This is a genomic window from Pseudomonas entomophila (genome assembly GCF_029478665.1).
Lineage (GTDB): Bacteria > Pseudomonadota > Gammaproteobacteria > Pseudomonadales > Pseudomonadaceae > Aquipseudomonas > Aquipseudomonas entomophila_F.
Map to the genome: position 1 here is coordinate 56,089 of NZ_JARPQB010000016.1, position 25,045 is coordinate 81,133.

Below are 25,045 nucleotides of genomic sequence, written 5' to 3' on the forward strand. Positions count from 1 at the left end.
TGTGGGGCGGGCGCGTTTTCAGGTCATGCCGGGCGCTTGACGGCGCCAGTTGTCACTGCGCGAGCAGCAGCTCGGCCAGTTGCCTGCCGGCATGGCGCACTTGAGCAAGGGTCAGGGAGGCGTAGCCGAGCACTATCGCCGAAGGCGGTCGCGCATCGATGCAGAACCGCTGCAGCGGTTGCAGAGGCAAACCGACGTCGGCCGCCCGCTGGCACAGGCGCTCCGCGTCGCTGCCGGCGGGCAGCCGCAGCAGGCAATGCAGGCCGGCATGGTCGCCATGAAGGGTAAATTGTCCGGGCGCGTGCAGTTGCAGCACGGCGGCCAGGGCGTCACGGCGTTGCTGGTAGGTGTGCCGGGCGGCGCGCAGGTGGCGCAGCAGGCCGCCGCTGTCGATCAGCCGGGCCAGGGCCAGTTGCTCGACCACACCGACGGCGCGGCCGGTCAGTTCGACCCGGGCCAGCAGCGCGGCGCGCCAGGCCTTGGGGACCAGCAGGTAACCGACCCGCAGGCCGGCGAACAGGGTCTTGTTGAAACAACCGCAGAAGATCACCCGGTCACCTTGGTCCAGCGCCTTGAGCGCCGGCAATGGGGCGCTGTTGTAGTTGAACTCGCTGTCGTAGTCGTCCTCGATGACCCAGGCCTGCTCGCGCTGCGCCCAGTCCAGCACCGCCAGGCGCCGCGACACCGGCAGGGTGGCGCCGGTCGGTGCCTGGTGCGCAGGCGTGAGGTAGAGCAGGCGGGCGCCGCAGCCGGGCAGGGCAGCGCTGCGCAGCCCGTCGTCATCCACCGGCACTGCCCGCAGCTGGGCGCCGGCCTGGCGCAGCAGCGCGGCGGCGGCGGGGTAGCCGGGGTCTTCGACGGCGGCAATATCGCCTGGGCGCAGGAGCGTGGCGATGACCAGTTCCAGGCTGTCGCGAATGCCATGGGTGATGATCAGGTCGTCGGCCGAGCAGGCGATGCCACGGTGCTGGGCCAGGTAGCCGGCCAACTGTTCACGCAACGCAGGCGAGCCTTGCGCCGTGGCGTGGGCGAGTTGATCGGGTGAGGCGCCGTTCAAGGCCTGGGTCAGCAGTTGCGCCCATTGCCGAGGTGGAAACAGCGCGGGATCGGGCAGGCGGGCCACGAAAGGCACGCCGGCACGGACCCGGGTTTCCAGCGGGGACGGTACGCCGCTGGCCGCGAGTGCCGGCGTGGCATTGCCCGCGCCGAGCAGATGCTCGGGCACCACGGCGCAGACACGGCTGCCGGAACCGCTGCGCCGTTCGATATAGCCCTCACTGCGCAGACGGTCGAACACCACTTCCAGCGTGCCGCGCGACAGCCCCCAGCGTGCCGCCAGGGTGCGGCTGGAGGGCAGCGCCGCCCCCGCGAGCAGGCGTCGTTCGAGGATGGCGTCGCGCAACGCCTGGTAGGCACCTTGCTGCTTGCCGAGGCCAGGCGTGGAAGGCAGCGGCAGGTCGAGGGGCAGGGCGGTCTTGCCGCGAGACATAGTGGTCTACTCACAGATGCGCCAAATGGCTCTGAATACTAGACCGCTTTCGCTCTACCCTGCGAGTGTCTTGTGCCTGTGGAGTTGTGCCGATGTTCACCCTTCGTCCCCTGACCCCCTGGGGCTGGTCGTGCCTGTTGCTGGCATTGGTGTGCCTGCCCCGTGTCGCCCTGGACCTGTACCTGCCGGCCTGGCCGCAGATGGCACAGGCGCTGGAGGTGCCGCCTGCCCAGGTGCAGTTCAGCTTGACGGCCTACATGTTCGGCTACGCCTTGTGCATGCTCCTGGCCGGACCCTTGTGCGACCGCTGGGGGCGTCGGCCGCTGTTGCTTGCCGGCCTTGGTCTTTACACCGTGGCCACCTTGGGCTGCTTGATCGCAGTGGACCTGCCGAGCCTGTGCATGGCGCGTTTCTTCCAGGCTCTGGGCGGCTGTTGCGGGCCACTGGTGGCCAGGGTGATGGTGCGCGATCGGTTTGCCGCGGACGAACAGGCGCGCTTGCTTGGGCTGTTGTCCAGCGGCATGGCCATCGCGCCGCTGCTGGCTCCGGTACTCGGCAGCTTGCTGCTGGAGGTGCTGGGCTGGCGCGGGCTGTTCGGCGGGTTATTGATGATGGGTGTGCTGAGCCAAGTGCAGGCTACCCGCTACCTGCCGGAAACGCGTCCATTCGACGCCTCGCCTGCAGATTTACGCCAAGCCTGGCGCCAGGTGCTGGGCAGCCGGGTGTTCTGGCGCAGCTCACTGGTCATCGGTTGCGCCTATTGCAGCTACTTCCCCTTCATCAGTGAGTCCTCGTTGCTGTTGCAACATGGCCTGGGTTTGTCGCCGCAGGTCTATGGCCTGGTGCTGGGTGGGACGGTAGCCGCCTATGCGGCAGGGTCGCGCTGTTATGGCCCGTTGGTTCGACGCCTGGGCAACGAGCGGGTGATCGCCCTGGGGTGCGCCATCAACCTGGCCGGCAGCGCAGCGCTGCTGGCCCTGCAACTGGCGGGCGCGAGCCTGTGGACACTGCCCCTGGCGCTGTTGCCGGTGATGCTTTCGGTGGGGCTGATCATCCCGGCTTGCCAGTGGGCCGTGCTGCAGCCCTTCGCCGCGATTGCCGGCACGGCCTCGGGCGGGTTCTTCTTCGTGCAGATGCTGCTGACGGCGCTGAGCAGTGCGCTGACCGGTGCATGGTCCGACGGTGGCGCGTGGCCGATGGTGGGCATGACGGTGGCGGCGAGCGCCTTGTTGCCGGGGGTGTTGTGGCTGACCGCGAGCAGGCCACGGGCACGGACGGAACAGGCGCTGCTGAGGGGGGAATGAGCTCAGGTCTTCAAGGTGTTTGACGACAAGGTTGCAGCGCCTATGAGATCGAGCGCCGCCTGCGCGGCGCATCGCGGATGAATCCGCTCCTACAGCGGTTGCAACGTGCCGTACCCGTTGTAACTGGCCCGAAACAAACTTGTAGGAGCGGATTCATCCGCGATGCGCCGCGCAGGCGGCGCTCGATCCAAAGAGCACTGCAAGGCTATCGCCCAGCGCACTGCCAACAACACAGCCCCATCATTCCCGATCGCAACCAGCCGGTACCGGCCATGAAAACGTCGGGCGCTGGTCCTTTACCGCCTCAGGCACATCTATCGGTGCTTCGCCCGGCCCCAGCAGCGTCTCGATCTCATGCACGCTGCGTAAATAGGGCGTCAGGTCGGTGCCCAGCCCGGCCTGATGGGGGATCCACCAGGCGATGACTTGCGGCTGCCCGGCATCATCCTCGGTCAGCAGTACCTTCCAGAACACTTCCGGGGTGGCGATGCCATGGCTCTGCGCGAAGTAGTCGTTGGCCAGTGCGTCGTCCCCCCGGCCGAACACCACGCCCCCGATCACCTTGGTTGGATGCCGGTCTCGAAAACATTCGCTGAGCAGTTCGGTCTGGTACCAGGTCTGGCTGTTGTGTGATGCCAGCTGCGGGACGATGTTGCTCATCAGGTTGGAGGCGTCCATCGCCGCGCGGTCGTCATCGAAGTGGTTGTTGGCTGCCAGGTGGCCACGGTGGAAACCCTTGGGCAGCGAGTAGGCCTTGGCCGAGTGCTGGCCCACGCAGCCTGGGGGCAGGTCGCGGTCGATGCGGAAGTTGTCCTTGCGCTCCAGGTGGCCCTCGTCCCGGTCGAGGGTGAAGGTGAAGCGGTGGGGCTCGCCACGCTGGCAGTCGTACCAGAGCTGGAAACGGCCGCGGTCGAGCAGGGTGAGCTCGGTGGATGGTGTGGGCAACGTCTGCGGTGGGGTGGGGGACGGTAGCCGCGGGGCGCAGGAAGTCAGGGTGAGGACGAACAGCAGGAACAGCAAACGGCGCATGGCGCGTCATCCTTGGGCGAACAAAGAAGGCGAGCTTGCTCCGCAAGGAAACACCTTGCGGAACAAACAGTTGGGCGCATTCTAACGATCTGCGCCCAACGCTTCACTCATCCATGAGCGCGAGTATGGCACCCGCTGGGCGGGTGATCGCGGCTGAAGCCGCTCCTACGGGGTTGCATGGGTTCAGAAGCGCACGTCCATCGCTACCTCGAAGGTGCGTGGCGCGCCCATGTAGTACTGGGTGCCGTAGGCCTGCTTGGCATACACCTCGTCGGTGAGGTTGCGTACCCGCCCGGTCAGGGTGGTGTGCTCGTCCAGGCGGTAGCGGGCGAAGGCGCCGAACAGGGTATAGGCCGGCGCCTTGAGGGTGTTGGCGTTGTCGGCGTACACCGAGTCGACGTAGCGCGCGTCCACGCCGGCCGACCAGGCCGGGGTGAAGCTGTAGGTCAGCCACAGGTTGCCGACATTGGCCGGCACGTTGACGGGTGCGTTGCCCTTGCGCGAGACCGACACGCCATTGACCGCTTCGTTGAACTCATCGTACTGCGCATCGACATAGGCATAGTTGGCTTCGGCGAGCAGCTTCGGGGTGACCTGCAGGCGCCCGGCCAGCTCGATGCCGCGCGAGGTCTGCTGGCCCGCCTGGACGGTGAGGTTGGGGTTGCTGGAGTCGCGCACGGCGAAGTCCTTGCGCATGATCTGGTACACCGCCACGGTTGCGGCGCCGCGCCCGTCGAGGAAGTCGAACTTGCTGCCGGCCTCCCACTGTTCGCCCTTGGACAGGTCGAACAACCCCACGTTGGAGTAGGTGGCCGCGGCCAGCGAGCCGGCCGGCAGGTCGGCGGCGGTGCTGTATTGCACATAGACGCTGGCCGATGGGGTCAGCGCGTAGGTCAGGCCGATACGCCCGGACAGCGGCTCCCAGCGCCGCTCGAAGTAGGCGGGCGAGGTGGGGCTGACGGCACCGTAGTTGTTCACCTCCATGTCCAGGTAGTCGTAGCGCAGGGCCGTGAGCAGGGCCAGGCGATCGGTCAGTTCCAGGCGGTTTTCGGCGAACAGGGCACGGTTGATGACTTCGTGGTGACGCTGGCGGGTGAGGCCACGGTTCACGCCGGGGATGGCGTCGAAGCTGCCGGGGTCGAAATGGTCCGGGTCGACCACGTCGCTCCAACTGCTGGAGGTGGGGTAGAGGTCCTGACGCATGCGCGACCAGTCCAGGCCCATGGCCCACTGGGTCGGCAGGCCGAACAGGCTGGTGTCGTGGCGCAACTCGACACGGTCGCCCAGCACGCTCTGGGCGTGGCGTTGCAGGTAGGGGCTGGCGCGTACCACGTTGCCCGCGCCGTTGTAGCGGTAGTTCTCGACGTTGCGGTAATCGCGCTCGGCTTTGTAGTGGTACAGGGTGTTGTGCACGCTGGTGCTGTCGCTGACCTGGTAGTCAAGCATCGAGCGCAGCCAGCGCACGCGCTGCTCGTAGCGGCCGTCGGCGACGTTGTAGTTCTCGAAGCGGCGGCTGTTGTCGATCTTCATGGTGCTGCGCCCGGGCAGGATCGGCGAGCCCCAGTACGGGCTGTCTTCCTTGTCCTCCTGGTACTCCACGGCGAAGGTGTGGGTGAGATCGGGGGTGAGGTCGCTGAGCACGGAGAAGGCCAGGCTGTCGGTCTTGCGCTGGTTGCGGTCGATATAGCCATTGCCCTGGCTGCGACTGAAGTCCAGGCGGGCGAAGTGGCGGGCGTCGGCGGGGTTGCTGGCCAGGGCCTGGTTGATGCCGAAGGCGTACTCGGCGTCGTCGTAGCTGCCATGGCGGATACGCCCGTCGACGGTCTGCTGGTCGCGGCTGGCCAGCTTGGTGATGTAGTTGATCGAACCGCCCACGGAGCCGGCGCCGTGCAGGAACGACGAAGGGCCACCGAGCAGTTCGACACGGTCGATCACCCAGGCATCGACCGGGCGGGTGGCACTGCTGTAGCCCAGGTTGATGCCGTTGTAGAGCTGGGTCACCTGGTTCTGGGTGAAGCCCCGGTAGGTGACGAATCCACCGTAGCCCGGGTTGGCCGAGGCGTTGACGCCGGTCATGGCGTTGATCACGTCCTGGGTATCCTTGGCATCACGCTGCTCGATCACCCGGCGGTCGGAGACGCTCACCGAGGCGGGGGTTTCCCGGGCAGTCAAGCCAAGGCGCGAGCCGGTGCGGATCGGCGCGTCCAGTTGCACGCCCGAGGGGGCTTCGCGCTCACCGTCGACGGTGGTGGCGGAGAGCTCGACAGGCGCGTTTTGCGCCCAGGCACAGGTGCAGGTGGCGCCCATCAGGAGCACCAGGGAGGTGTTGCGAATCATGTTGTGTTTTCCACGCAAGGGTCATGGCAGGGCCTGACCGGCTTGGCGAACAGGCACGCACGGGCGCGCCGGCCAAGGGTCAGGCGAACAGTTCAACTGCGGGGAAACGGTGAGGGGAGGCGCGGGGATTGATGGCGTGACGCAGGTAGCGTGGTGGTGGCTGCGCCCAGCTGCGCACGACGATCGGGGAAGGGGCATGGCCCTGGACCTGGGTGAACGACCAACCATTGCTGGCCAACGGCACCGCGAGGGCAAAGGAGGAGCACACCGGGCAATCGAGCTGCGCCATGTGCTGGTCGCCCCCGGCACCGTCCAGGTCGATGGCCGAGCCGTGCTCGCTGTCCAGCGAGCAGAAGCCACCCTCGAGGCCGGACAGGCGCAAGCCACTCATCTGGCCGTGGTGCATGCCGCACAGCAATAGGCTGAACAGGACGCTGGCATATAGCGCCCAGGCGGTCAGCGAACGTGTCCGACGGGTGGTTTTCATGGCGGCGAATCTACCATCCGGATGGATGGCGTGCTTCGCGCCATGCTGTGGCGGATTGTCGCAGCGAGGCTTGGGCGAGTCCCGGGCCTCGGCCGCTCAAGGTGTCATTGGCCGGCCGCGGCGTCATCCTGCGACAACAGCGCCTTTGCCAGTTCCTCGTCGCTGATCTGCAACCCTGGGTTGTCATGGCGAGCCTGTGCCAGTGCCGACTCCAGGTAGGCGCCACGAATCGCGCCGCCACTGGCGACGAAGGCCGACAGTTCGTCGCGGGCCGGGACGATGCGCTTGTCGTCCTTGAAGGTGGAGTACAACGAGGCGGAGATCCCCGCCGAAGTGGCGACGTCACCGGCATCGACACGGGCCAGGGCGGCGCCGGCGGGTAGCAGGAGCAGCAGCGATGAAGCGAGCAGTAAGGGGCGCATGGCGAGTCCTCCGGAAGGTGAGGCCAATGGGAGTTACTGCATGATGTTAAGAGCGGTGGTGTTGGGCGGGAGTTCCGTGACACGGATGCACGGGTAAACCCGCTCCTACAGGCAGCGCCCCACTACAAACCTGTAGGAGCCAGCCTTGCTGGCGAACACCGGCAAGGCCGGTGCCAGGCACCGCAGCACCTATGTGTGCGGAGGCTGGCTGGATCAGCGCGTGATGTTCAACCCATCGAGCAGCGCCAGCAACTTCGTTCTACCTGCTTCATCCAACCCGAACACCGGCCGCCGAGGCTCGCCGACCGGCAACCCGGTCAATGCCAGGCCGGCCTTGATGGTGGCCGGCAAGCCGCCCTTGAGGATGAAGTCCAGCAGTGGCAGTTGACGGTAGAACAACGCCCTGGCCTGCTCCAGTTCACCCGCCAGCACCGCCTGGTACAGCCGCTGGTTGAGCGCGGGAATCAGGTTGGCCGCCGCCGTGCACCACCCCGTGGCACCCGCGACGAAAGCCTCCAGCGCCAGCGGGTTGCAGCCGTTGTAGAACGGCACCTGCCCCTCGCCGAGCACCTGCAGCTTGTGCATGCGCTGGATATCGCCGGTGCTCTCCTTGACCATGGTCACGTTGTCCACCTCGCGCACAATGCGCAGGATCAGTTCCACAGGCATGTCGGTGCCGCTGGTGGCGGGGTTGTTGTAGAGCATGATCGGCAGGTCGATGGCGGCGCCGATGGCCCGGTAGTGCTGCACGATCTCGGCTTCGCTGAGCTTCCAGTAAGCCGACGGCAGCACCATCACCGCGTCGGCGCCGTGTTGCTGGGCGAAGCGCGCGCGGCGGATGGCGCCGGCGGTGGTCAGGTCGGAGACGCTGACGATGCTGGGCACGCGCCTGGCGATGCGTTCGAGGCTGTACTGGGCGACCTGCTGCCATTCGCTGTCGCTCAGGTAGGCACCTTCGCCGGTGCTGCCCAAGGGCGCGATGGCCTGCACGTCGCCTGCGACCAGGCGGTCGATGGACTGGCCCAGCGCGGGCAGGTCGAGCTGCGCGCCGTCCTGGCTGAACGGGGTGATGGTGTAGCCGATGATGCCGTGGAATCGAGTGGTCATTCTGGATGTCTCCGCAAGCAAGGCAAAAGAGGGTCAGGCAAGGCAGTCGGCGTGCTGGCGCAGGCACTGCCGGGCAAAGTAGTTGAAGGCCGCGCCGTGGCGCTTGGGCCGGTCGATCCAGTCATGGGCGTCGCGGCCCAGCGCCGGGTCGATCGGCTTGACGGTTCCGGCGGCCATGGCCAGCAATTGCAGGCGCGCGGCGCGCTCGATCAGTTGGGCGTAGACACAGGCCTGCTCGATGCTGGTGCCGGTGGACAGCTGGCCGTGGTGCGACAGCAGGATGGCGCGCTTGTCGCCCAGGGCGTTGCTGATGATCTCGCCTTCCTCGTTGCCCACCGGCACGCCGGGCCAGGCTTCGAGGAACGCGCAGTCTTCGTACAGCGGGCACAGGTCCATGTGCGAGACCACCAGTGGCACTTCAAGCATCGACAACGCGGCGACGTGGGTGGGGTGGGTGTGGATGATGCAGTTGACGTCCGGGCGGGCGCGGTACACCCAGCTGTGGAAGCGGTTGGCCGGGTTGGGCATGCCTTCGCCTTCGAGCACCTCGAGGTCTTCGTTGACCAGCAGCAGGTTGCTGGCAGTGATCTCGTCGAAGCCCAGGCCCAGTTGCTGGGTGTAGAAGGTGCCCGGTTGCGGGCCGCGGGCGCTGATCTGCCCGGCCAGGCCCGAGTCGTGGCCATGGTCGAAGAGAATTCGGCAGGTCAGGGCCAGCTTTTCGCGCACGGTCCACGTATTATCCGCGAGCGAGCCTTGCATCTGTTTCAGTGCTTTTTGCACCAGCTGGTCTTTGCTGTGTGTCAGGGTGTTGGCCATGGGGGTCTATCCTCTGTGGCGTGACGGTGGATGTCATGGCTGGCTCGCCCCTTTGCTTTCGACGGTGGAGGGGCGATCAACTGATGACACAAATAATCCTATATGACACAAAGTGTCATAAGCAAGTGCGTTTGTTCGGGAAACCCGCGTCACATGTCCATTCGACTGAAACTGCTGCGAAAGAAACTGGGGATCACCCTCGAGGTGCTGGCCGAAAAGTCCGGCATGACCAAGAGCTACCTGTCCAAGGTCGAGCGTGGCCTGAACACCCCTTCGATTGCCGCCGCGCTGAAGCTGGCGCGGGCGCTGAATGTCAATGTCGAGGAGTTGTTCGACGGCGAGCAGACGGGCCCGGCGCGCTACAGCCTGGTGCGCCGCGGCGAGCGCCAGGCCCTGGTGGGCAGCGGTGAAGGGCCGGGGTATGCGGTGCTGACCTCGCAGGTGGGACAGCGCAGCCTGTTGCCGTTCCTGATCCAGCCGCCGACCGCTTTCAGCGACCCGACGTTCAAGGCGCACGAGGGCGAGGAGTTTTTGTTCGTCCACGAGGGGCAGGTGGAGGTGGACTTCATGAGCGAGCGGGTGCTGCTGGAGGCGGGTGATGCCCTGCACTTCAACGCCCAGACGCCGCATCGCCTGCGTTCGGTCGGTGAGCAGCAGGCCCAGTTGCTGGTCGTGGTGCAGGGCGGCGAACGATGAGGGTGGGGCGATGATCGAGGTCTCGCGGTTCTGGCGTGATCCGGCATTGCCCTTCGTCGAGGCTCGGCGCGTGGGGGATGGGCGCCAGGTGTGCTACGCCGCGCATGCCCACGAGAGCTTTTCCATCGGCGTGATCACCGGGGGCGCAGCACCTACCTGACCGGCAACGCCCGGCATGAAGTCGCGGCGGGCACCACGGTGCTGATGAACCCCGGCGTGGTGCACACCTGCAACCCGATCCAGGGCGAGCCCTGGTCCTACCTGATGCTGTTCGTCGACATGCCGTGGCTACAGGCGCGGGGCTTCGTGCCGGCGGAGGCGACGCTGAGCACCTCGCCGGGCTTGTACGGGCATCTGCTGCAGGTGTTCGCCGAGTTGTTCGAAGACCGGCAGGCCAGCGCCAAGGAAGCACGGCTGGGCGCATTTTTCGACGTGCTGCCGCGCTATCTGGAGGTGAGGGCCGGCACGCGCTCGGCGCGGCACCCACGGCTGGACATGGCGGCAGCGTTCATGCGCGCTCACCGCCTTGACCGGTTGACCCTGGAGGACATCTGCGCCGCTGTCGGGTTGTCCCGGGCCTACCTGACACGGGCTTTTGCCAAGCGCTTCGGGCTGACACCCCATGGTTACCTGCTGGACCTGCGTGTGCAGCATGCCCGTGCCCAGCTGCGCCTGGGGCGGCCGATCGCCGACGTGGCGCTGGAGGCCGGGTTTGCCGACCAGGCGCATCTGCAACGGGTGTTCAAGCGTCATCTGGCGGCAACGCCGGGGCACTATCGGGCGGGCGCTGGCTGACAGAGGGGGGCGGTTCGCCGGCCTGCCAGCGAACCTTCGGTCGATCAGCCCTTGGCCGCCATCGCCGTCACTTCCACACGCATGCCTTCAAAGGCCAGCGAGGCGACGCCGACCGCCGCACGCACTGGCCATGGCTTGCTGAAGAACCGCTGGTACACCTCGTTGAAGGCCGGGCGGTCGGCCATGTCGGTCAGGTAGATGGTCAGGTGCAGCACCCGGTCCATCGAGCTGCCGGCGCGCTCCAGGGCAACCTTCAGCGCCTGCAAGGTGCATTCGCATTGCGTGGTGATGTCGCCCAGCTCCAGGCTGCCGTCGGCGTGTACAGGGATCTGGGTGCTGACCAGCACGCCGTTGTATTCGGCGACGTCGGAAGAAATGGAGTCGGCGTCCGGGTCCGGGGTGAAGATGATGTCTGCGTTTGCCATGGGGTATTTGCCTTGCGACGGAAGGAAAACGGCAAGCCTACGCGAGCTGCTGGGGCGGGTCGAGTCGGGGCTGCGGTCGCGCGGATTTGAAAAGTCCGGCCGGGCTCGGCAGAATCGCGGGCCGTTCCGGCCATCGACGCCGGATTCCGGTTCTGAAATGAGGCTGCCGTTGAACGAACACACCTTGTCCATGCGTCTGGAGCGCGTGGCCGCGCATGTGCCCGCGGGGGCGCGACTGGCCGATATCGGCTCCGACCATGGCTACCTGCCGGTGGCGTTGATGCGCCGTGGCGCAATTGCCGCGGCGGTGGCCGGCGAAGTGGCGCTGACCCCGTTTCTCTCGGCGCAACGCACCGTGCGCGAGAATGGGCTCGAAGACCGTATCACCGTGCGCCAGGCCAACGGCCTGGCCGCCATCGAGCGGGGTGACGACATCACCGCCGTCAGCATTTGTGGCATGGGTGGCGAGACCATTTGCGCCATCCTCGAAGCTGGCAAGCAGCACCTGCAAGGCCAGGAACGGTTGGTGCTGCAGCCCAACGGCGGCGAGCAGCCGCTGCGCCAGTGGCTGGCGGGCAACGGCTATCGCATCGTCGGGGAGGAAGTGCTGCGGGAGAATCGCTTCGACTACGAGATCATCGTCGCCGAACGCGGTGATGCGCCGTCCTACAGCGTCGAGCAGTTGTACTTCGGGCCGTTGCTGATGGAGGCGCGCAGCCCGGCGTTCCTGTTCAAGTGGCAGCGCATGCTGCGCCAGAAGCAGCAGACCCTGGCCAATTTCACCCGTGCCCGCCACGCGGTGCCGCAGGACAAGCTTGACGACATCAGCCGCCAGGCCCGCTGGATCAGCGAGCTGCTGGCCTGACCTTCTCTGTAGGAGCGGCTTTAGCCGCGATGCGGGTATCGCGCTGTCTGGCACCCGCTTGGCGGGTGATCGCGGCTGAAGCCGCTCCTACAGAGATCACGGCAGGCGTTCAGCTGTTCAACGCGGGTTGACCACACCCGCCGGCACCTTCAGCACCAGCAACCCACCCAGCATGATAGCCACCGCCAGCACCTGCAGGGCCAGCCCCGGGCTCTGCGTGGCATCGCGCATCCAGCCGATCAGGTAAGGCGCCAGGAACGAAGCGATACTGCCGAACGAGCTGATCATCGCGATGCCTGCCGCCTGGGTAGTGCCAGACAGGAACGCCGGGGGCAACTGCCAGAACATCGGCAACGCGGCACTGGCGCCCATGCCCGCCAGCACCAGCCCTCCCATCACCAGCGAGGCCTTGCCCGGCGCCAGGCCCGCCAGGGCGATACCGGCGGCCGCCATCAGCAGCGGTAGGCACAGGTGCCAGCGTCGCTCGCGGCGTCGGTCCGACGAGCGTCCGCAGGCGAGCATGAACAGGCAACCCGCCAGGTAAGGCACGGCGCTGAGCAGGCCGACCTGGCCGTCGCTGCCGATCCCCGCGCCGTGGATCAGGCTCGGCATCCAGAACGCCAAGGTGTTCACCGCCAGCATCACGGCGAAGTAGACCGCCACCAGCAACCACAGGTGTCGGTCGCTGAAGAGCCCGGCGAGCGAAGCGATGGGTTTGTGCCGTTCCTCACGGTCGATCTCTGCGCGCAGCGTTTGCTTTTGCTCGGTGCTCAGCCAGTCGACCTGCTCGAAACTGTCTGGCAGGGTCTTGAGCACCACCAGCCCCAGCAGCACGACGGGCAGGCCTTCGATCAGGAACATCCACTGCCAGCCGCGCAAGCCGCCGTGGTCGTGGAACGCTTGGAGAATGCCGCCGGACAACGGCCCGCCGACCACCCCGGCCAGGGGCACGGCGATGGCGAACAGCGCGGTGACCTGGGCCCGGCGTCGCGCCGGGTACCAGCGGTTGAGCACCACCAGGATGCCAGGGAAGAACCCGGCTTCGGCCACCCCGAGCAAGAACCGCAAGGCATAGAAGCCGGCAGCGTCCTGCACCCACATCATGCCCGTGGAGAGCAGGCCCCAGACCAGCATCAGGCTGGCGATCCAGCGCCGTGGCCCGACCCGGTCCAGGGCCAGGTTGCTGGGCACACCGAACAGCGCGTAGGCGATGAAGAACAGGCCGGCGCCAAGGCCGTAGACCGTGTCGGAGAAGCCCAGGTCGGCGCTCATCTGCATCTTGGCGAAGCCGATGTTGATGCGATCGAGGTGGGCGAACAGGTAGCACACCAGCAGCAACGGCATCAGCCGCCAGGTGATGCGGGCATGGGTGGCGTCCGGCGAGTGCGCGGACGGTACGGCGCAGGTTTTTATCGTGTTCATGGTCCAGGACGTTCTTGTTGTTGTCCTGGACGATCATGCGGCGGCGGGCGAGGAGGGCAAATGCACTTTCAGCAAGATGGCTGGTATTTTTCCCTCGCGGTCTGGGCGTGCCTTACAGTTGCGAGCAGTTGCCCATCTGGCGGTAGCCGATTTCGCGGGTCTGGCCCTGGTGGTCGACGTAGACCATGTGCGCGGTACCCACCTGGCAGTCCTCTGCATTGCTGGCCGGCGTGATGGAGATGACCTTGGCGATGTCCAGCGGCATGCCGTATTCGTAGCGGGCGGCCTCGGCCTGGCTGTCGGTAGCGGCGGCGAAGGCGCCGAACGAGGCGAGGGTGGCGGTCAGGGCGACCAATGCAATCGAACGTTTCATGACGGAATCCTCTTTTTCGGGATGTGCCGATGATCCATTCATTTACGTTTCACAATAAATGGTCTATCCCGTGATAGATTCCTGCCTTTCATGTATGAATGAGAGCGACACCTCATGGATATGCTGCATGCGATGCGAACCTTCGCCCGGGTAGTGGAGTGCGGCAGCTTCGCTGCGGCGGCCAATGCGCTGGACATCTCGTCGGCCCAGGTGTCACGGATTGTCGCGGAGCTCGAGAACCAGCTGCAGACCCGCCTGCTGCATCGCACCACCCGCAGGTTGCGCATGAGCGAGGCGGGCGAGCGTTTCCTCGAGCGTTCGCGGCAGATCATGCTGCTCACCGAGGAAGCCATGGACGAGGCGCGCGGTGCCCACCTCACGCCGCGCGGCCATCTGCGCTTCCATTGCACCCACGGTCTGGGCCTGTTGATGATGCCGCTGGTGGCCCGCTACAACGCCGCCAACCCCGAAGTGGTGATGGAGCTGACGCTCTCGCAACGCAACCCCGACCCGTTGGCCGAAGGCCACGACGTGGTGATCACCATCGGCCAGGGGCTGCCGGACTCGCAGCTGATCGCCATTCCCCTGGGCAGCATCCACAGCATCCTCTGTGCCTCGCCCGATTACCTGGCCCGCCACGGCGTGCCCAAGCGCCCGGAAGACCTGCACGAGCATGTCTGCCTGCGCACGGTCGACCCCTTGTTCGAGGAAGATTGGTCGTTCGAGCAGGCACCAGGGAAATGTGTGATCGTGCCGCAGGACACCTTCCTCACCAATGTCGCCGACGCGATGCTCAAGGCCACCGAGCTGGGCATGGGGGTGGGGCTGCTGCCGTACTATTCGGCCAGCCAGGCGATGGAGGAGGGGCGCCTGTGCCGATTGCTGGCGCCTCACCGCCTGCGTCAGCGCGAGATCTATGCGATCTACCCGTCGCGGCATTACCTGGACGCCAAGGTGCGCACCTGGCTGGACTTCCTCAAGGAGCAGTTGCCGGTGTTGTTCCAGGCGCACCAGCGGGTAGCGGACGAGCCGCGCTATTGGCGTTAAGGCCAGCCTGTTGAAGGGCACACGCCTGTAGGAGCCGGCGTTGCCGGCGAACACCGGCAATGCCGGTGCCATCCACCGCGTCGCCTGGTTCGCCGGCAAGCCGGCTCCTACAGGTTCAGCGCATCCTCACCAGGTGCCAGCCAGCGGATATTCCACCGCCAACCTGATCTGGTCCGCATCCAGCTCCGCCTGGGCCGCATTCCCGCGGTGCACATTGTGCCTCAGTGAAATCATCAGCCCCTTGGCTGTGCCACCCTGCACCACATAGCGTGCCTCCAGGTCCCGCTCCCAATGCCTGCCACCCTCGCCATAGCCCAGGTACGCATACCCACCGTTGCGGTCGACATGGCTGCCATCGATGCCGAACCCGCGCGCATACAGCGCCGTCAGGCTCAGCCCGGGCACGCCATAGGCGCCCAGGTTCAGGTCGTAACGCGCCTGCCATGACTGCTCGTTGGGCGCATTGAAGTCAGACAGCTGCACCGCGTTGCCAAGGAAGATCGCCCCACGGGTGACGTAGTCGAATGGCGTGTTGCCGTCCACCTGCTGCCAACCCAGGCTGAAGGTGTGCGGGCCTTGGGTATAACGGGACACCAGGCTCCAGGTGGTGTTGTCGATGCTGCCTGAAAACGCCTTGCCGGTGTCGGTGGTGCGATACAGGTTCAGGTCGAGGCTGACACTGCGCCGATCGTCAATGGCGTGGCTCAACGTGCTGCCCAGGTAATGCTGGCGCCAGGTGTCCTCGTAGCGCGAGGTGAAGAGGCTGGCGCTGACGCTGTTGGTCGGGCTCCACACCGCCCCGGCCAGGTCGAACGTACTGCCCTGGCGGCCATTGGAGTAATTGACCACGAAGCCCTGGTCGTGGCTCGAGGCATTGCGGTCGGTGCTTTCGTTGAAGTGCCCGGCAACCAGCTTGAGCCGGTCGACCTCGTTGCTGGTGAGCAACCAGCCGGTGGCGGTCTCGGGCAACAGACGGCTGTCGGAGGAACTGAACACCGGCGTTTTCACGCGCTGTTCGCCATAGGCCAGCACCGTGTTCGACATCCTCAGTTTCACCGCGCCACCACCCCGGCTGTACGCGTCCTTGGGATGGCCCTGGTTGTCGACCCCGAGCAGGCGCGCCTTGCCCGCGCGACCACCGCCGCTGTCGAGCTGCACGCCCTGGTAGGCGTGGGCATCGAGCCCGACGCCGACCAGGCCTTGGGTGAAGCCGGAACTGAATGAGCCCATCAAGCCGTAGGCCCATTCCTCGGCCTTGCCGTTGCGCTCGGCACGTGGCTTGTAGGCGTTGCGCGCGGCATTGTTGCGTCCACCGTGGCGGTAGTCGCGTTGGTCGAAGACGCTGCGGTTGAGCAGGCTCCAGGTGCTGTCCTCCAGCAGCCCCCTGGCCTGCGACTGGGCGGAGTCGGCCAGGGCCAGGGGGTTGAGGCCGAGCATGGGCAGGGCAATGGCGAAGCGGCGCAGCGGCATGGTCAAGCTCCCAGGGTCAGAAGTACTTGAGCCAGGCGATATCGCGGCGGCTTGCCTTGAGACGCGCGAACCCATGCACCGGCAGGTAGAGCGCAAGCGCCAGCAGCACCGCGACCAGCCACACCGCGCCGATGCCGTCGAAGCCGAAGTAAGCCCCCTGGTTCAGGCCGAACAGGGCGACGCCTGCGAGGTACAGCAGCTTCAACACGTACAGGTGCAGCAGGTAGAAGAACATCGGCGCGGCACCGAACACGGCCAGCACGCCGATCCAGCGCGCGCTGCCGGCGCGTTCAAAGCCGCGCAGCAACAGCAGGCCGAAGCCCAGGGTCAAGGCCAGGAACAACAGCGACGGTGGATACTTGGTGATGTTGAAGAAACTCATCAGGGTCTGGGTGGTGCTTGGGTACACGCTCCAAGGCGCTTCGCCATAGCCATTGAGCACACGCAGCGCGACAAAGCCGAGCAGGGCGCCGGCACCGGCCATGAGCAAGTGTCGTTGACGCTGGGTGACGCTGCTGCCGCGAGCGAACCACGGACCCAGGCCGTAGCCCAGGGCAATCACCCCGATCCAGGGCAGCACCGGGTAGGAGGTGCGCAGGCGCAAATGCTCGCCAACCGCCAGCCAGCCACGGTCATGCAGGATCGCCCACGGCACATGCAGCGCTGATGTTGCGTCGAAGTGCAGGCCATCGAGCAGGTTGTGCCCGCCGATGATCACCACGCCAACCAGCACCAGCGCTGGCCGTGGCAGCCACACCAGCAGCGACAGGGCGATCATGCTGAGGCCGATGGCCCAGATCACCTGCAGGTAGATCACGCTCGGCGGCAACTGGAAGGTCCAGGCGAAGTTGACCAGGGTGAACTCCAGCACCACCAGGAACAACCCACGCTTGAACAGGAAGGCGGCGACATCGCCACGCCCCTGGTGCTTTTCGCCGTAGAGCCAGGCGGACAACCCGGTGAGCAGCACGAACACTGGCGCGCACAGATGCGCCAGGGTACGGCTGGCGAACAAACCGGGGTCGGTGGCGTCGATGGTCATCGGGTCGCTGACCTGGCGATGCAGGTAGAAGGTTTCCCGCACATGGTCCAGCAGCATGAACAGGATCACCAGGCCGCGCAGGGCATCGATGCTCTGCAGGCGCTGGGAGAGGAGGGAGGGTGGGGCGCTAGTCATCGAGGAAGGGTCGCTGAAGGATGGGAATGAATGTCAAATGAAATGTTATCTTATATCTTTTTATGGGCGCCTGGATAGAGGTAGGCGCCGGCTTTGCCGGCGAAAGGGCCGCCCCGACGACCTCTACTCCAGCTTCTGGCGCAATGCCTCGATAAACGCCCCTTCCGCTCGGTATAAAGCGTTTCGAGACCTCCTGATAGCCTTTCCTGACCGGGCTCTCACATGGCCAAAACTTGGGATCAGTCAACGCTTCGCGAGGTCAAAGCCCAAATGTGGAAAAGGACCATTGCCGCAGTAAGGATAACCACAAACCAGAAACCAAAATCAGTTATCGAATTGTAGGGGAATCGGATAAACCCCTCCCCACCCATCATTTCAATATAAACTCCTCCCATAAAGCTATTGAACAACAGCGACCCTAGGAACTGTAAAAGTCTATCCAAATCCTTGAAGACGAATCTATTCAGCAGCAAGCTGATTGCAACATCACATATCGTAAAAAGCCCCAGAAGAAGCAGCTTCATTCTCTGTACTTATCTTGGAGCAACCTCTCTCAGAGCACAGCCCTCGCAAGGTAAGTTTTCTCGCGATAAGCCCGCCCACCTAAATGCGGAAAGGGCCACACGGGCTCAGAAGCAACCCATATAGCGCACGCGCAAAACACAATCATTTGTGACGTATCGTAATAGACCACGCATGAAAGAAAATCATACTTACAGCCCCAACATTAAGCACTATCAAATCTCGGTAAAAATTATAGCCATAATCGATCACCGCGAAAAATGTTTCGTTGTCTTTCAAGAACGTCACGTAGAGCCCTCCTACTAGGAATGCATGAAGACAGATCAGTGCATCTCGAAACGCACTTCTCGCCCCAGTATATAAATAGCGCCTAAACAGGAGGGTCGTTGGCACATCTACCAAAATCAGTAAAATAAATTCAAGTATACTCATCTCTTATATTCATCATAAACCTGATAAGCGGCCGCCCGCTTACAACTTCCGGCAGTTCATGGCTGACAGCCTGACTCACAACGATATACTCAGCGCAAACGAGTGGCCCATATATGAAATAGAATCATCGCTAGACAAACACCTTGCAACGCCATCAACTCACGCAAAAAATTATCACCATAATCGATCTCAACATATATGCCAGAGCTATTATTTATTACAATCAGATAAAGGCCGCCGACAACTGAAGCAAATATGTAACTAGACAGCTGCCGCACTCCATCCCTGCCCACTAAAAACACTGATCGCCGCAACCAAAGTGTAAGAAATAGATCAAAAAGCACGACCACAAAAAACTGAACAAATGTCACTCTTTGATCTCTTTATAGAATTCATATGTCGTATTGGTATTGACTAGCGACTCGGCCGTGAGCGCTCCCTTACCCATTTGCCGTACGGCCATCTCCTTGTCGACGCGGTGGTACTTGAACAGTTTCCAACCACCCGGCTTGACTACAGGACGTGCTAGGCCACCCAGTGACAGTAAGAAATCACTTCCCAGATAGGCCAGATTTCCCTCACGCTCGGTATACCCCAGCTTCTCTGCAGCTCCTTGGTACGCCTTCCTTACAGGCCCCTGCACGTCACCACGGCCTTCATAGAGACCTCTTGTATTTTCATAGAGATTGTTACCACCGTGTGCAACCAAGGGTGCTCCCGCAAATGCACACAGTAAACCCATCGACCCATAGCAGATGCTGACTCCAGTGATAACTTGCCCGGCACCACCGATGACGCCCAGTGATTGGGAAAGGATTCGTGCGGATTGTGACTTCAGGCTGTCCTTCTCAGCACGCAGCGCCTCTAGTCCTTCTTCCGCACTGATCTTCCGCTCATACACATCATCCATCACCCGCCGCGCGTAATAAGCCAGTTCCCGATTGAACTGCATCCGTAACCGCCGATCGCTCAGGTATTTGGCACTGACCCCACAGCCATAACTGATCAACCGAGACGCCGCCGCATTCACCTCCCAATACGCCTCATCCAGCCGCCCACCATATTCTTCGCGCTGGCTCATAGCTCCTCCCCCCACGTGGCGTACCCGGTAGTACCGGCAGCGTGATGAATCCAGCTGATGGCCCGATAGCTGATAAGCAGTCGTTCCTCGGCGTCCTGGTCGGTCTAGAGCGTCGCGTGGGGTACGTCCAGCTCCTGGCTGACAACCACCGCGCCCTCCAGCCTTACGGAGAAGTACTTTTCCCGATGGCCCGCCGGATGAATGCGGTACAGCTGGATATCGCAGTCGACCACTTCCCGGCTGTCCACGGCCTGGGCCATCAAAGGTGTGGCCTTGTCGATGTGCTTGGTGATCACCACGGGCTGATGTACAGCACGTTGGTTGGTATCAGGGGTGGTAATAGCGTGATTGAAGGACAGCACCGTTATTTCGTCCTGGTGCACGAGCTGGCATTTGTTGCCAATGGATGGCTGGGTATTGCACCCCGCCGAAATCAACCCCTGCCGATTGCCTTTGATACTCATGTAGCCGTTGAACGCCATGGTCTGCTCTCCTTGTAGACAAGGGATGCAGCCTACGAAAACGAGAACAGGTTGTATGCCAGACGCTTCCCAAATATTCGCCGGTCGCGGAACGCTCTGTTTATTGCACCTAAGTGCTAAAGGCTGTTAGCCATCGCGCAAGCGTGCTAGGTGTACTTGAGAGTATGGGGTTTTCCTTGATTGTCAGAGCAAGGGGGCGCCAGGCGCCCCACAGCGACGAGCGCTACTTGGCCCACCACTGGGCACCGCCTTTCGGCCAACTGATGCCACTGTACTTCAGACGCACGAAGGGGTCGTTTGCCCAGTCCATGCCAATGTCATGGAACGCATCGCCACCCGAGACAAGTTCCAGATCGGCCTCGCTCAGCACCTGAGGGGTGCTGCTGGCAGTGGTCTTTTCCGTTTTCGCAGTCTTGAACCTGAACATGGAGTTTCTCCTTGATTGTCAGCGCGCCGTGTTCCTGCACAACGCAGTGACAATCTAGGTGGGCAACTGCTCCGGCCTCAATAGCACGGGTGGGCTAGGTCAAAACGGCTATTGTCACAGCGCCCCGCGCCGCACGTGCTTGACCAGCACCTTCTCCAGCAACTCCCACATCGCCGGATCGGCGCTGAACGCCACATTGAAGCGCATCCACCCGGTCGCCTTGGCATCGACCATGAACAACTGCCCGGGCCCGAGCATGATGCCTTTCTCCAGCGCGTCATCGAGCAGCGCCGCACTGTCCGGCAGCGCCGGGTGGCGGGTCCAGACATACATCCCTTCGTCCGACTCGATGAACAGCTCGAACCCCAGCCGGTGCAGGTGCCGGCCCACCTCCTGGTGCGCCTCGGCCAGGCGCTGGCGCAGGCGCTTGAGGTGCTTGCGCCAGCGCCCGTCGATGATCGCGGCGTACACCACCCGCTCCATCACCTGCGAGGTGGTCAGGCCCGAGCGCATCTTCAGGTGCAGCAGTTGCTGCGTGAGTTCAGGGTTGGCCAGCAGGTAGCCGACCCGCACGTTGGGCGAGATGCTTTTCGAATAGCTGCCGACGTAGACCACTTGCTGCAGGTGGTCCAGGCTCGCCAGGCACGGCAGCGGGTCGGCGATCATGTCGGCGTAGAGGTTGTTCTCCACCAGGCGGAAACCGTGCTGGCTGGCCAGTTGCAGCAGGCGATGCAACTGGGCCAGCGGGGTGCGCGAACAGGTCGGGCTGTGCAGGTGCGGCTGGGTGAAGAACGCAGTGGGGCGGTGGTGCGCCAGCAGGCGCTCGAGGTGGTCGAGGTCGTAGCCGGCCGGTGTGCGGGGCACGCCGATCAGGGTGGCGCCTTGGGTGCGCAGGATGCTCATCAGGTTGGGGTAGCCGGGGTCATCCACCAGCACCACGTCGCCCGGGCGCACCAGGGTGCGCACGGCCAGGTCCAGGGCCTGGCTGGCGCCGTGGGTGAGCATCAGTTGCGCCGGGTTGGCGACGATCGACAGTTCCTGCTGCAGGTTCTGCGCGGTCAGCGCGCGCAACTCCGGCAGGCCCATGGGGTCGCCGTAGCCGGAAAGCTCCAGCGGGCTGCCGGCCACCTGGCGCAGACCGCGACGCAGGCCTTCCTCATACATCCAGTCGTTGGGCAACCAGCCGCAACCCGGCTTGAACGGCAATTGGCGGATCTCGAAGATCTGTTGCAGGTACCACTCGGAATTGAAGGTGGGGCGGGTGGTATCGGCGTCGACGTTGTGTTTGTCCAACAGCTCGTTCGCCGCACGATTGACGAAGAAGCCTGCATTACCCTTGCTTACCAGCAACCCCTGGGCCACCAGCCGGTCGTAGGCCTCGACCACGGTGAAGGTGCTCACCGAGTAGGTGGCGGCGAATGCCCGGATCGACGGCACCTTCGCGCCCGGCTTGAGGGTCTGGTCGTCGATCAGCGCGCGCAACCCATCGATGATCTGGTTGACCAGCGGGGTGGAGGAGTCCGGATGGAGCTGGAGCATTCGGGTGCCTTCAGGTGTGCGGGACGCCAGGCGCCGGCAGGGGTATCGCGGGTGTATTGGATCGGCGGCCTGTACAGTGCAGTGCGTTTTTCATGCCGCTGTGCATGGCTCAATGTGTTCGACATTTTTACATTACGTGTCAGATATAGCCAACACAGCACGTATCAGCGCCATGAATAATCACAACATCGCTGCTTTGCCGTCGGGGCCCGCCCCGCACCTCCTTCCCGCGTGGCCGGACCCCCAGCGTCCGTCCCCCGCATGGTTCAGTTCGTCCAGAGGGTTGCCTCTGGCCGCGTAAGCAGGCCGCCACGGATGGCCTGCGTGTGCACCGCACACCTCCCTGCCCGCACTGATGTACAGGTGAGACCGATAGCCATCGGGGTTTCACAGTTTTTCCTTGGATAAAAAGAAGCACGGGGTATTTAACTGATGGAAGCTACATCCACATCCACCACCGCGAAGGACGGGCACGAGAGCAAGCTCAGTGCCTCGTTGAAGTCGCGCCACCTGACGATGATGTCGATCGCCGGGGTGATCGGCGGCGCCTTGTTCGTCGGTTCCGGCAGCGTGATCCACAGCGCAGGCCCGGCTGCCGTCCTGGCGTATCTGGCCGGCGGCATCCTGGTGGTGCTGATCATGCGCATGCTGGGCGAGATGGCGACGTCCTCGCCGGACACCGGTTCGTTCTCCACCTACGCCGACCGCGCCATCGGCCGCTGGGCCGGTTTCACCATCGGCTGGCTGTACTGGTGGTACTGGGTGATCCTGATGGCCTGGGAGGCCTATGTCGCCGGCAAGATCCTGCATGGCTTCTTCCCCGACGTCAGCGTCAATGTGTTCGTGCTGGCCACGACCCTGCTGCTGATCACCGTCAACTTCTTCAACGTCAAGCACTACGGCGAGTTCGAATTCTGGTTCGCGCTGATCAAGGTGGTGGCGATCGTCTGCTTCCTGGTGGTGTGCACCGCCGCGGTGATGAACGTCTGGCAGTTCGGCGAAGTGCGCGGCATCAGCCACCTGACTGCCGAAGGCTTCATGCCCAACGGCATCACCACGGTGATCGGCGCGCTGCTGGGGGTGATGTTCGCCTTCCTGGGGGCCGAGATCGTCACCATCGCCGCCTCCGAAGCCAAGGACCCGGCCACCCAGATCGTCAAGGCCACCAACTCGGTGGTGTGGCGTGTGTGCCTGTTCTATGTGGGCTCGATCTTCCTGATCGTCTGCCTGGTGCCGTGGAACGACCCGCAACTGGGCGTCTCCGGCTATGGTGCCTATCGCCGTACCCTGGAGCTGTTGGGCGTGCCCTACGCCGAGCTGCTGATGAACTTCGTGGTGCTGACCTCGGTGAGCAGTTGCCTGATTTCCGGCCACTACACCGCCTCGCGCATGCTGTTCTCCCTGGCCCAGCGTGGCGACGCGCCGCGCCTGTTCAAGTTCACCCGCACCGGCACCGGTGTACCGGTGAACGCGATCATCGGCTCGTGCCTGGTGGCGGTGTTCTGCGCGCTGATCAACTTCAGCGACACCCTGCGCCCGAAAGACGTGCTGGAAACCCTGATGAACACCACCGGCATGATCGCCCTGCTGGTGTACCTGGTGATCGCCTTCTCGCAACTGCGCATGCGCCGCAAGTTGATCGCCGAAGGCAAGGAAGTGCGCCTGAAGATGTGGTTGTTCCCCTGGCTGACTTACCTGGTGATCGTGTTCATCGTGGCCGCCCTGGTGACCATGGCCTTCATGCCTGACTACCAGATCCTGGTGATTTCCACCGGCGTTGCCGCAGCGATCGTGGTGGCCATGGGCGTGGTGCACCAGATCCGTAGCGCCAAGCGTCACTAAGCGCCAGGCGTTGCATGAAACGGCCGGATCCCTCCAGGGGAGCCGGCCGTTTTCGTTCGTGGTGGTGGCGACTTGGCTTATGCTGCACGCATCTGCCATCGAAGGAGCCCGCCCATGGCCTGGTCCGCCACCCAATACTCACGCTTCGAAGATGAACGCACCCGCGCCGTGCGCGACTTGCTGGCCGCGGTACCACCGCGTCCGGTGCGCCATGCCACCGACCTGGGCTGTGGCCCGGGCAATTCCACCGAAGTGCTGTTGCAGCGCCACCCCGATGCCCAGGTGACTGCGCTGGACAGCGACCCGGACATGATCGACAAGGCCCGGCAACGCCCGCGCCTGAGCGTGCCGAGGGTGCGCTGCGAAATTGCCGATATCGGCAGTTGGGTCGCCCAGGAACCACAGGACCTGATCCTCGCCAATGCTTCGCTGCAGTGGCTGCCGGAGCATGGCAGCCTCTACCCGCACCTGGTGCGGCAGTTGAGCGAGGGGGCCAGCCTGGCCGTGCAGACCCCCGACAACCTCGACGAACCTGCTCACCGCCAGTTGCGCGAGATTGCCAGCCGTGGGCCGTGGGCCGACAAGTTCGCCGACTTCAGCCTGCCGCCCCGGCACGGCGCGGCGTTCTACTACGACTTGCTCAGCCCGTTGTGCGCGCGGGTGGATGTGTGGCGCACCACCTACCACCACCCGTTGATGGGGGGCGCGGAGGCGGTCGTCGAGTGGTTCAAGGGTTCGGCGTTGCGGCCGTACCTGGCCAGGCTGGATGAGCAGGAGCAGGCGGACTTCCTGCAGTTGTACCTGCAGGCTATGCAGCATGACTATCCGCCGGCCACCGATGGCAAGGTGCTGTTGCCGTTCCCGCGGTTATTCGTGGTGGCGACGCGCTAGGCGCCAGAGCACATAACCGTAGATGCCGATGTTGAGTAGCAGGACGAAGGTACCGAGCCATAGTTGGATTTGCGGGGTCAGCCCGACGGGGTAGATGACTGGCCAGATGTAGTGTTCGACGAATCCCCCGGGGTAACCGCTGTCGCCGGCAGCGGCGCGCAGGCGGTTCTCCCAGGCGGTGAGCGGGCACTCCAGGTGCAGGCCTTCCACCGCCAGGCCCCAGGCGAGGGCGGGCAGGTGGATGAACAGGGCACGGCGGTGCTTGAGTACCAGCAGGCCGCCGAACAGGACCAGCAGGATGAAGGACAGGTGGAACAGGACCAGGGTGTCGGCGGCTAGGCGGTAGAGCATGGGTGGGGCCTTGGGGGTAGTCGTTAGTTGTTGGTTGGTTTTTGTGTTTGTGGGCATATCCATTTGCTAGGTAGACGCAGAGTCACCTTTCCGCCCTTACGGCGGGTTACTTTGGTCGTGGCCAAAGTAACCAAAGCCGTGCGCTCCATCATACGGCCCCTACGCTACGCTTCGGGGTCCCTTCGCTCCGGCGCCTTCCGGGCCCGCGCGGCCTACG

At 64.1% G+C, this 25,045-nt stretch carries 23 protein-coding genes and 1 pseudogene; 7 read left to right on the top strand and 17 right to left on the bottom strand.

Going from position 1 to position 25,045, the window contains the following annotated elements; genetic code table 11:
• Positions 1–52 precede the first annotated feature (52 nt).
• A complete protein-coding gene (locus tag P5705_RS10945) occupies positions 53–1,489 on the bottom strand; it encodes a PLP-dependent aminotransferase family protein (RefSeq protein ID WP_277460865.1) in 1,437 nt (478 codons plus the stop codon).
• Positions 1,490–1,581: 92 nt separating this feature from the next.
• Here P5705_RS10945 and P5705_RS10950 point away from each other — a divergent pair, with 92 nt between their 5' ends.
• A complete protein-coding gene (locus P5705_RS10950; protein ID WP_277460867.1) occupies positions 1,582–2,793 on the top strand; it encodes a multidrug effflux MFS transporter in 1,212 nt (403 codons plus the stop codon).
• Positions 2,794–3,033: 240 nt separating this feature from the next.
• Here P5705_RS10950 and P5705_RS10955 read toward each other — a convergent pair whose 3' ends face one another.
• The 6 genes from P5705_RS10955 to P5705_RS10980 form a co-directional block, all read right to left on the bottom strand.
• On the bottom strand, positions 3,034–3,822 hold the full coding sequence (locus P5705_RS10955; RefSeq protein ID WP_277460868.1) for a DNA/RNA non-specific endonuclease: 789 nt from the start codon (positions 3,820–3,822) through the stop codon (positions 3,034–3,036).
• A gap of 183 nt (positions 3,823–4,005) precedes the next feature.
• On the bottom strand, positions 4,006–6,159 hold the full coding sequence (locus P5705_RS10960) for a TonB-dependent receptor (RefSeq protein WP_277460869.1): 2,154 nt from the start codon (positions 6,157–6,159) through the stop codon (positions 4,006–4,008).
• A 79-nt stretch (positions 6,160–6,238) separates the two neighbouring features.
• Positions 6,239–6,646, bottom strand: coding sequence for a DUF2946 family protein (locus tag P5705_RS10965; RefSeq protein ID WP_277460870.1), 408 nt, complete (start codon positions 6,644–6,646; stop codon positions 6,239–6,241).
• 104 nt (positions 6,647–6,750) lie between these two features.
• Positions 6,751–7,068, bottom strand: a complete 318-nt coding sequence (locus tag P5705_RS10970; protein ID WP_277460871.1) for a DUF2388 domain-containing protein — start codon at positions 7,066–7,068, stop codon at positions 6,751–6,753.
• Between the two features lie 213 nt (positions 7,069–7,281).
• A complete protein-coding gene (locus tag P5705_RS10975) occupies positions 7,282–8,175 on the bottom strand; it encodes a dihydrodipicolinate synthase family protein (protein ID WP_277460872.1) in 894 nt (297 codons plus the stop codon).
• A 33-nt stretch (positions 8,176–8,208) separates the two neighbouring features.
• Positions 8,209–8,991 carry an aldolase gene (locus P5705_RS10980; protein ID WP_277460873.1) on the bottom strand — a complete coding sequence of 261 codons (783 nt, stop codon included), beginning with the start codon at positions 8,989–8,991 and terminating at the stop codon, positions 8,209–8,211.
• A gap of 153 nt (positions 8,992–9,144) precedes the next feature.
• Between P5705_RS10980 and P5705_RS10985 the strand changes: the two genes are divergently transcribed.
• Both P5705_RS10985 and P5705_RS10990 read left to right on the top strand, forming a co-directional pair.
• Positions 9,145–9,687, top strand: a complete 543-nt coding sequence (locus P5705_RS10985; protein WP_277460874.1) for a helix-turn-helix domain-containing protein — start codon at positions 9,145–9,147, stop codon at positions 9,685–9,687.
• Between the two features lie 10 nt (positions 9,688–9,697).
• Positions 9,698–10,482, top strand: a pseudogene (locus tag P5705_RS10990) (AraC family transcriptional regulator).
• Positions 10,483–10,526: 44 nt separating this feature from the next.
• On the opposite strand, the gene P5705_RS10995 reads toward P5705_RS10990, so the two are convergent.
• Complete coding sequence (locus P5705_RS10995; RefSeq protein ID WP_011533591.1) at positions 10,527–10,907, bottom strand: RidA family protein; 381 nt, start codon at positions 10,905–10,907, stop codon at positions 10,527–10,529.
• A gap of 169 nt (positions 10,908–11,076) precedes the next feature.
• On the opposite strand from P5705_RS10995, the gene P5705_RS11000 reads away from it, so the two are divergent.
• The gene (locus P5705_RS11000; protein WP_346780504.1) at positions 11,077–11,772 is read left to right on the top strand and encodes a tRNA (adenine(22)-N(1))-methyltransferase; all 696 of its coding nucleotides are present in this window, start codon (positions 11,077–11,079) and stop codon (positions 11,770–11,772) included.
• A 117-nt stretch (positions 11,773–11,889) separates the two neighbouring features.
• Here the strand turns inward: P5705_RS11000 and P5705_RS11005 are convergent, their stop codons facing one another.
• Positions 11,890–13,194: an MFS transporter gene (locus tag P5705_RS11005; protein ID WP_277460877.1), complete on the bottom strand. Its 1,305-nt coding sequence runs from the start codon at positions 13,192–13,194 to the stop codon at positions 11,890–11,892.
• 112 nt (positions 13,195–13,306) lie between these two features.
• Positions 13,307–13,567, bottom strand: coding sequence for a DUF2790 domain-containing protein (locus P5705_RS11010; RefSeq protein WP_277460878.1), 261 nt, complete (start codon positions 13,565–13,567; stop codon positions 13,307–13,309).
• A 114-nt stretch (positions 13,568–13,681) separates the two neighbouring features.
• On the opposite strand from P5705_RS11010, the gene P5705_RS11015 reads away from it, so the two are divergent.
• Positions 13,682–14,614, top strand: a complete 933-nt coding sequence (locus P5705_RS11015) for a LysR family transcriptional regulator (protein WP_277460879.1) — start codon at positions 13,682–13,684, stop codon at positions 14,612–14,614.
• 126 nt (positions 14,615–14,740) lie between these two features.
• Here P5705_RS11015 and P5705_RS11020 read toward each other — a convergent pair whose 3' ends face one another.
• From P5705_RS11020 to P5705_RS11045, 6 genes are all read right to left on the bottom strand, one after another.
• Complete coding sequence (locus P5705_RS11020) at positions 14,741–16,084, bottom strand: OprD family porin (protein WP_277460880.1); 1,344 nt, start codon at positions 16,082–16,084, stop codon at positions 14,741–14,743.
• A gap of 16 nt (positions 16,085–16,100) precedes the next feature.
• On the bottom strand, positions 16,101–17,261 hold the full coding sequence (locus P5705_RS11025; RefSeq protein WP_277460881.1) for a DUF1624 domain-containing protein: 1,161 nt from the start codon (positions 17,259–17,261) through the stop codon (positions 16,101–16,103).
• A gap of 1,321 nt (positions 17,262–18,582) precedes the next feature.
• A complete protein-coding gene (locus P5705_RS11030) occupies positions 18,583–19,296 on the bottom strand; it encodes a DUF4225 domain-containing protein (protein ID WP_277460882.1) in 714 nt (237 codons plus the stop codon).
• Between the two features lie 104 nt (positions 19,297–19,400).
• Positions 19,401–19,778, bottom strand: coding sequence for an Hcp family type VI secretion system effector (locus tag P5705_RS11035; RefSeq protein ID WP_431196940.1), 378 nt, complete (start codon positions 19,776–19,778; stop codon positions 19,401–19,403).
• A 223-nt stretch (positions 19,779–20,001) separates the two neighbouring features.
• On the bottom strand, positions 20,002–20,205 hold the full coding sequence (locus P5705_RS11040; protein ID WP_277460884.1) for a hypothetical protein: 204 nt from the start codon (positions 20,203–20,205) through the stop codon (positions 20,002–20,004).
• A 114-nt stretch (positions 20,206–20,319) separates the two neighbouring features.
• Positions 20,320–21,744, bottom strand: a complete 1,425-nt coding sequence (locus tag P5705_RS11045; protein WP_277460885.1) for a PLP-dependent aminotransferase family protein — start codon at positions 21,742–21,744, stop codon at positions 20,320–20,322.
• Between the two features lie 432 nt (positions 21,745–22,176).
• On the opposite strand from P5705_RS11045, the gene P5705_RS11050 reads away from it, so the two are divergent.
• Together P5705_RS11050 and tam are read left to right on the top strand one after the other, a co-directional pair.
• Positions 22,177–23,586: an amino acid permease gene (locus P5705_RS11050; RefSeq protein WP_277460887.1), complete on the top strand. Its 1,410-nt coding sequence runs from the start codon at positions 22,177–22,179 to the stop codon at positions 23,584–23,586.
• Positions 23,587–23,700: 114 nt separating this feature from the next.
• Positions 23,701–24,477, top strand: coding sequence for a trans-aconitate 2-methyltransferase (gene tam / locus P5705_RS11055; RefSeq protein WP_011533604.1), 777 nt, complete (start codon positions 23,701–23,703; stop codon positions 24,475–24,477).
• Here the strand turns inward: tam and P5705_RS11060 are convergent.
• Positions 24,454–24,828, bottom strand: a complete 375-nt coding sequence (locus P5705_RS11060; protein ID WP_277460889.1) for a DUF2784 domain-containing protein — start codon at positions 24,826–24,828, stop codon at positions 24,454–24,456. The genes tam and P5705_RS11060 overlap by 24 nt on opposite strands.
• Between the last annotated feature and the right edge of the window lie 217 nt (positions 24,829–25,045).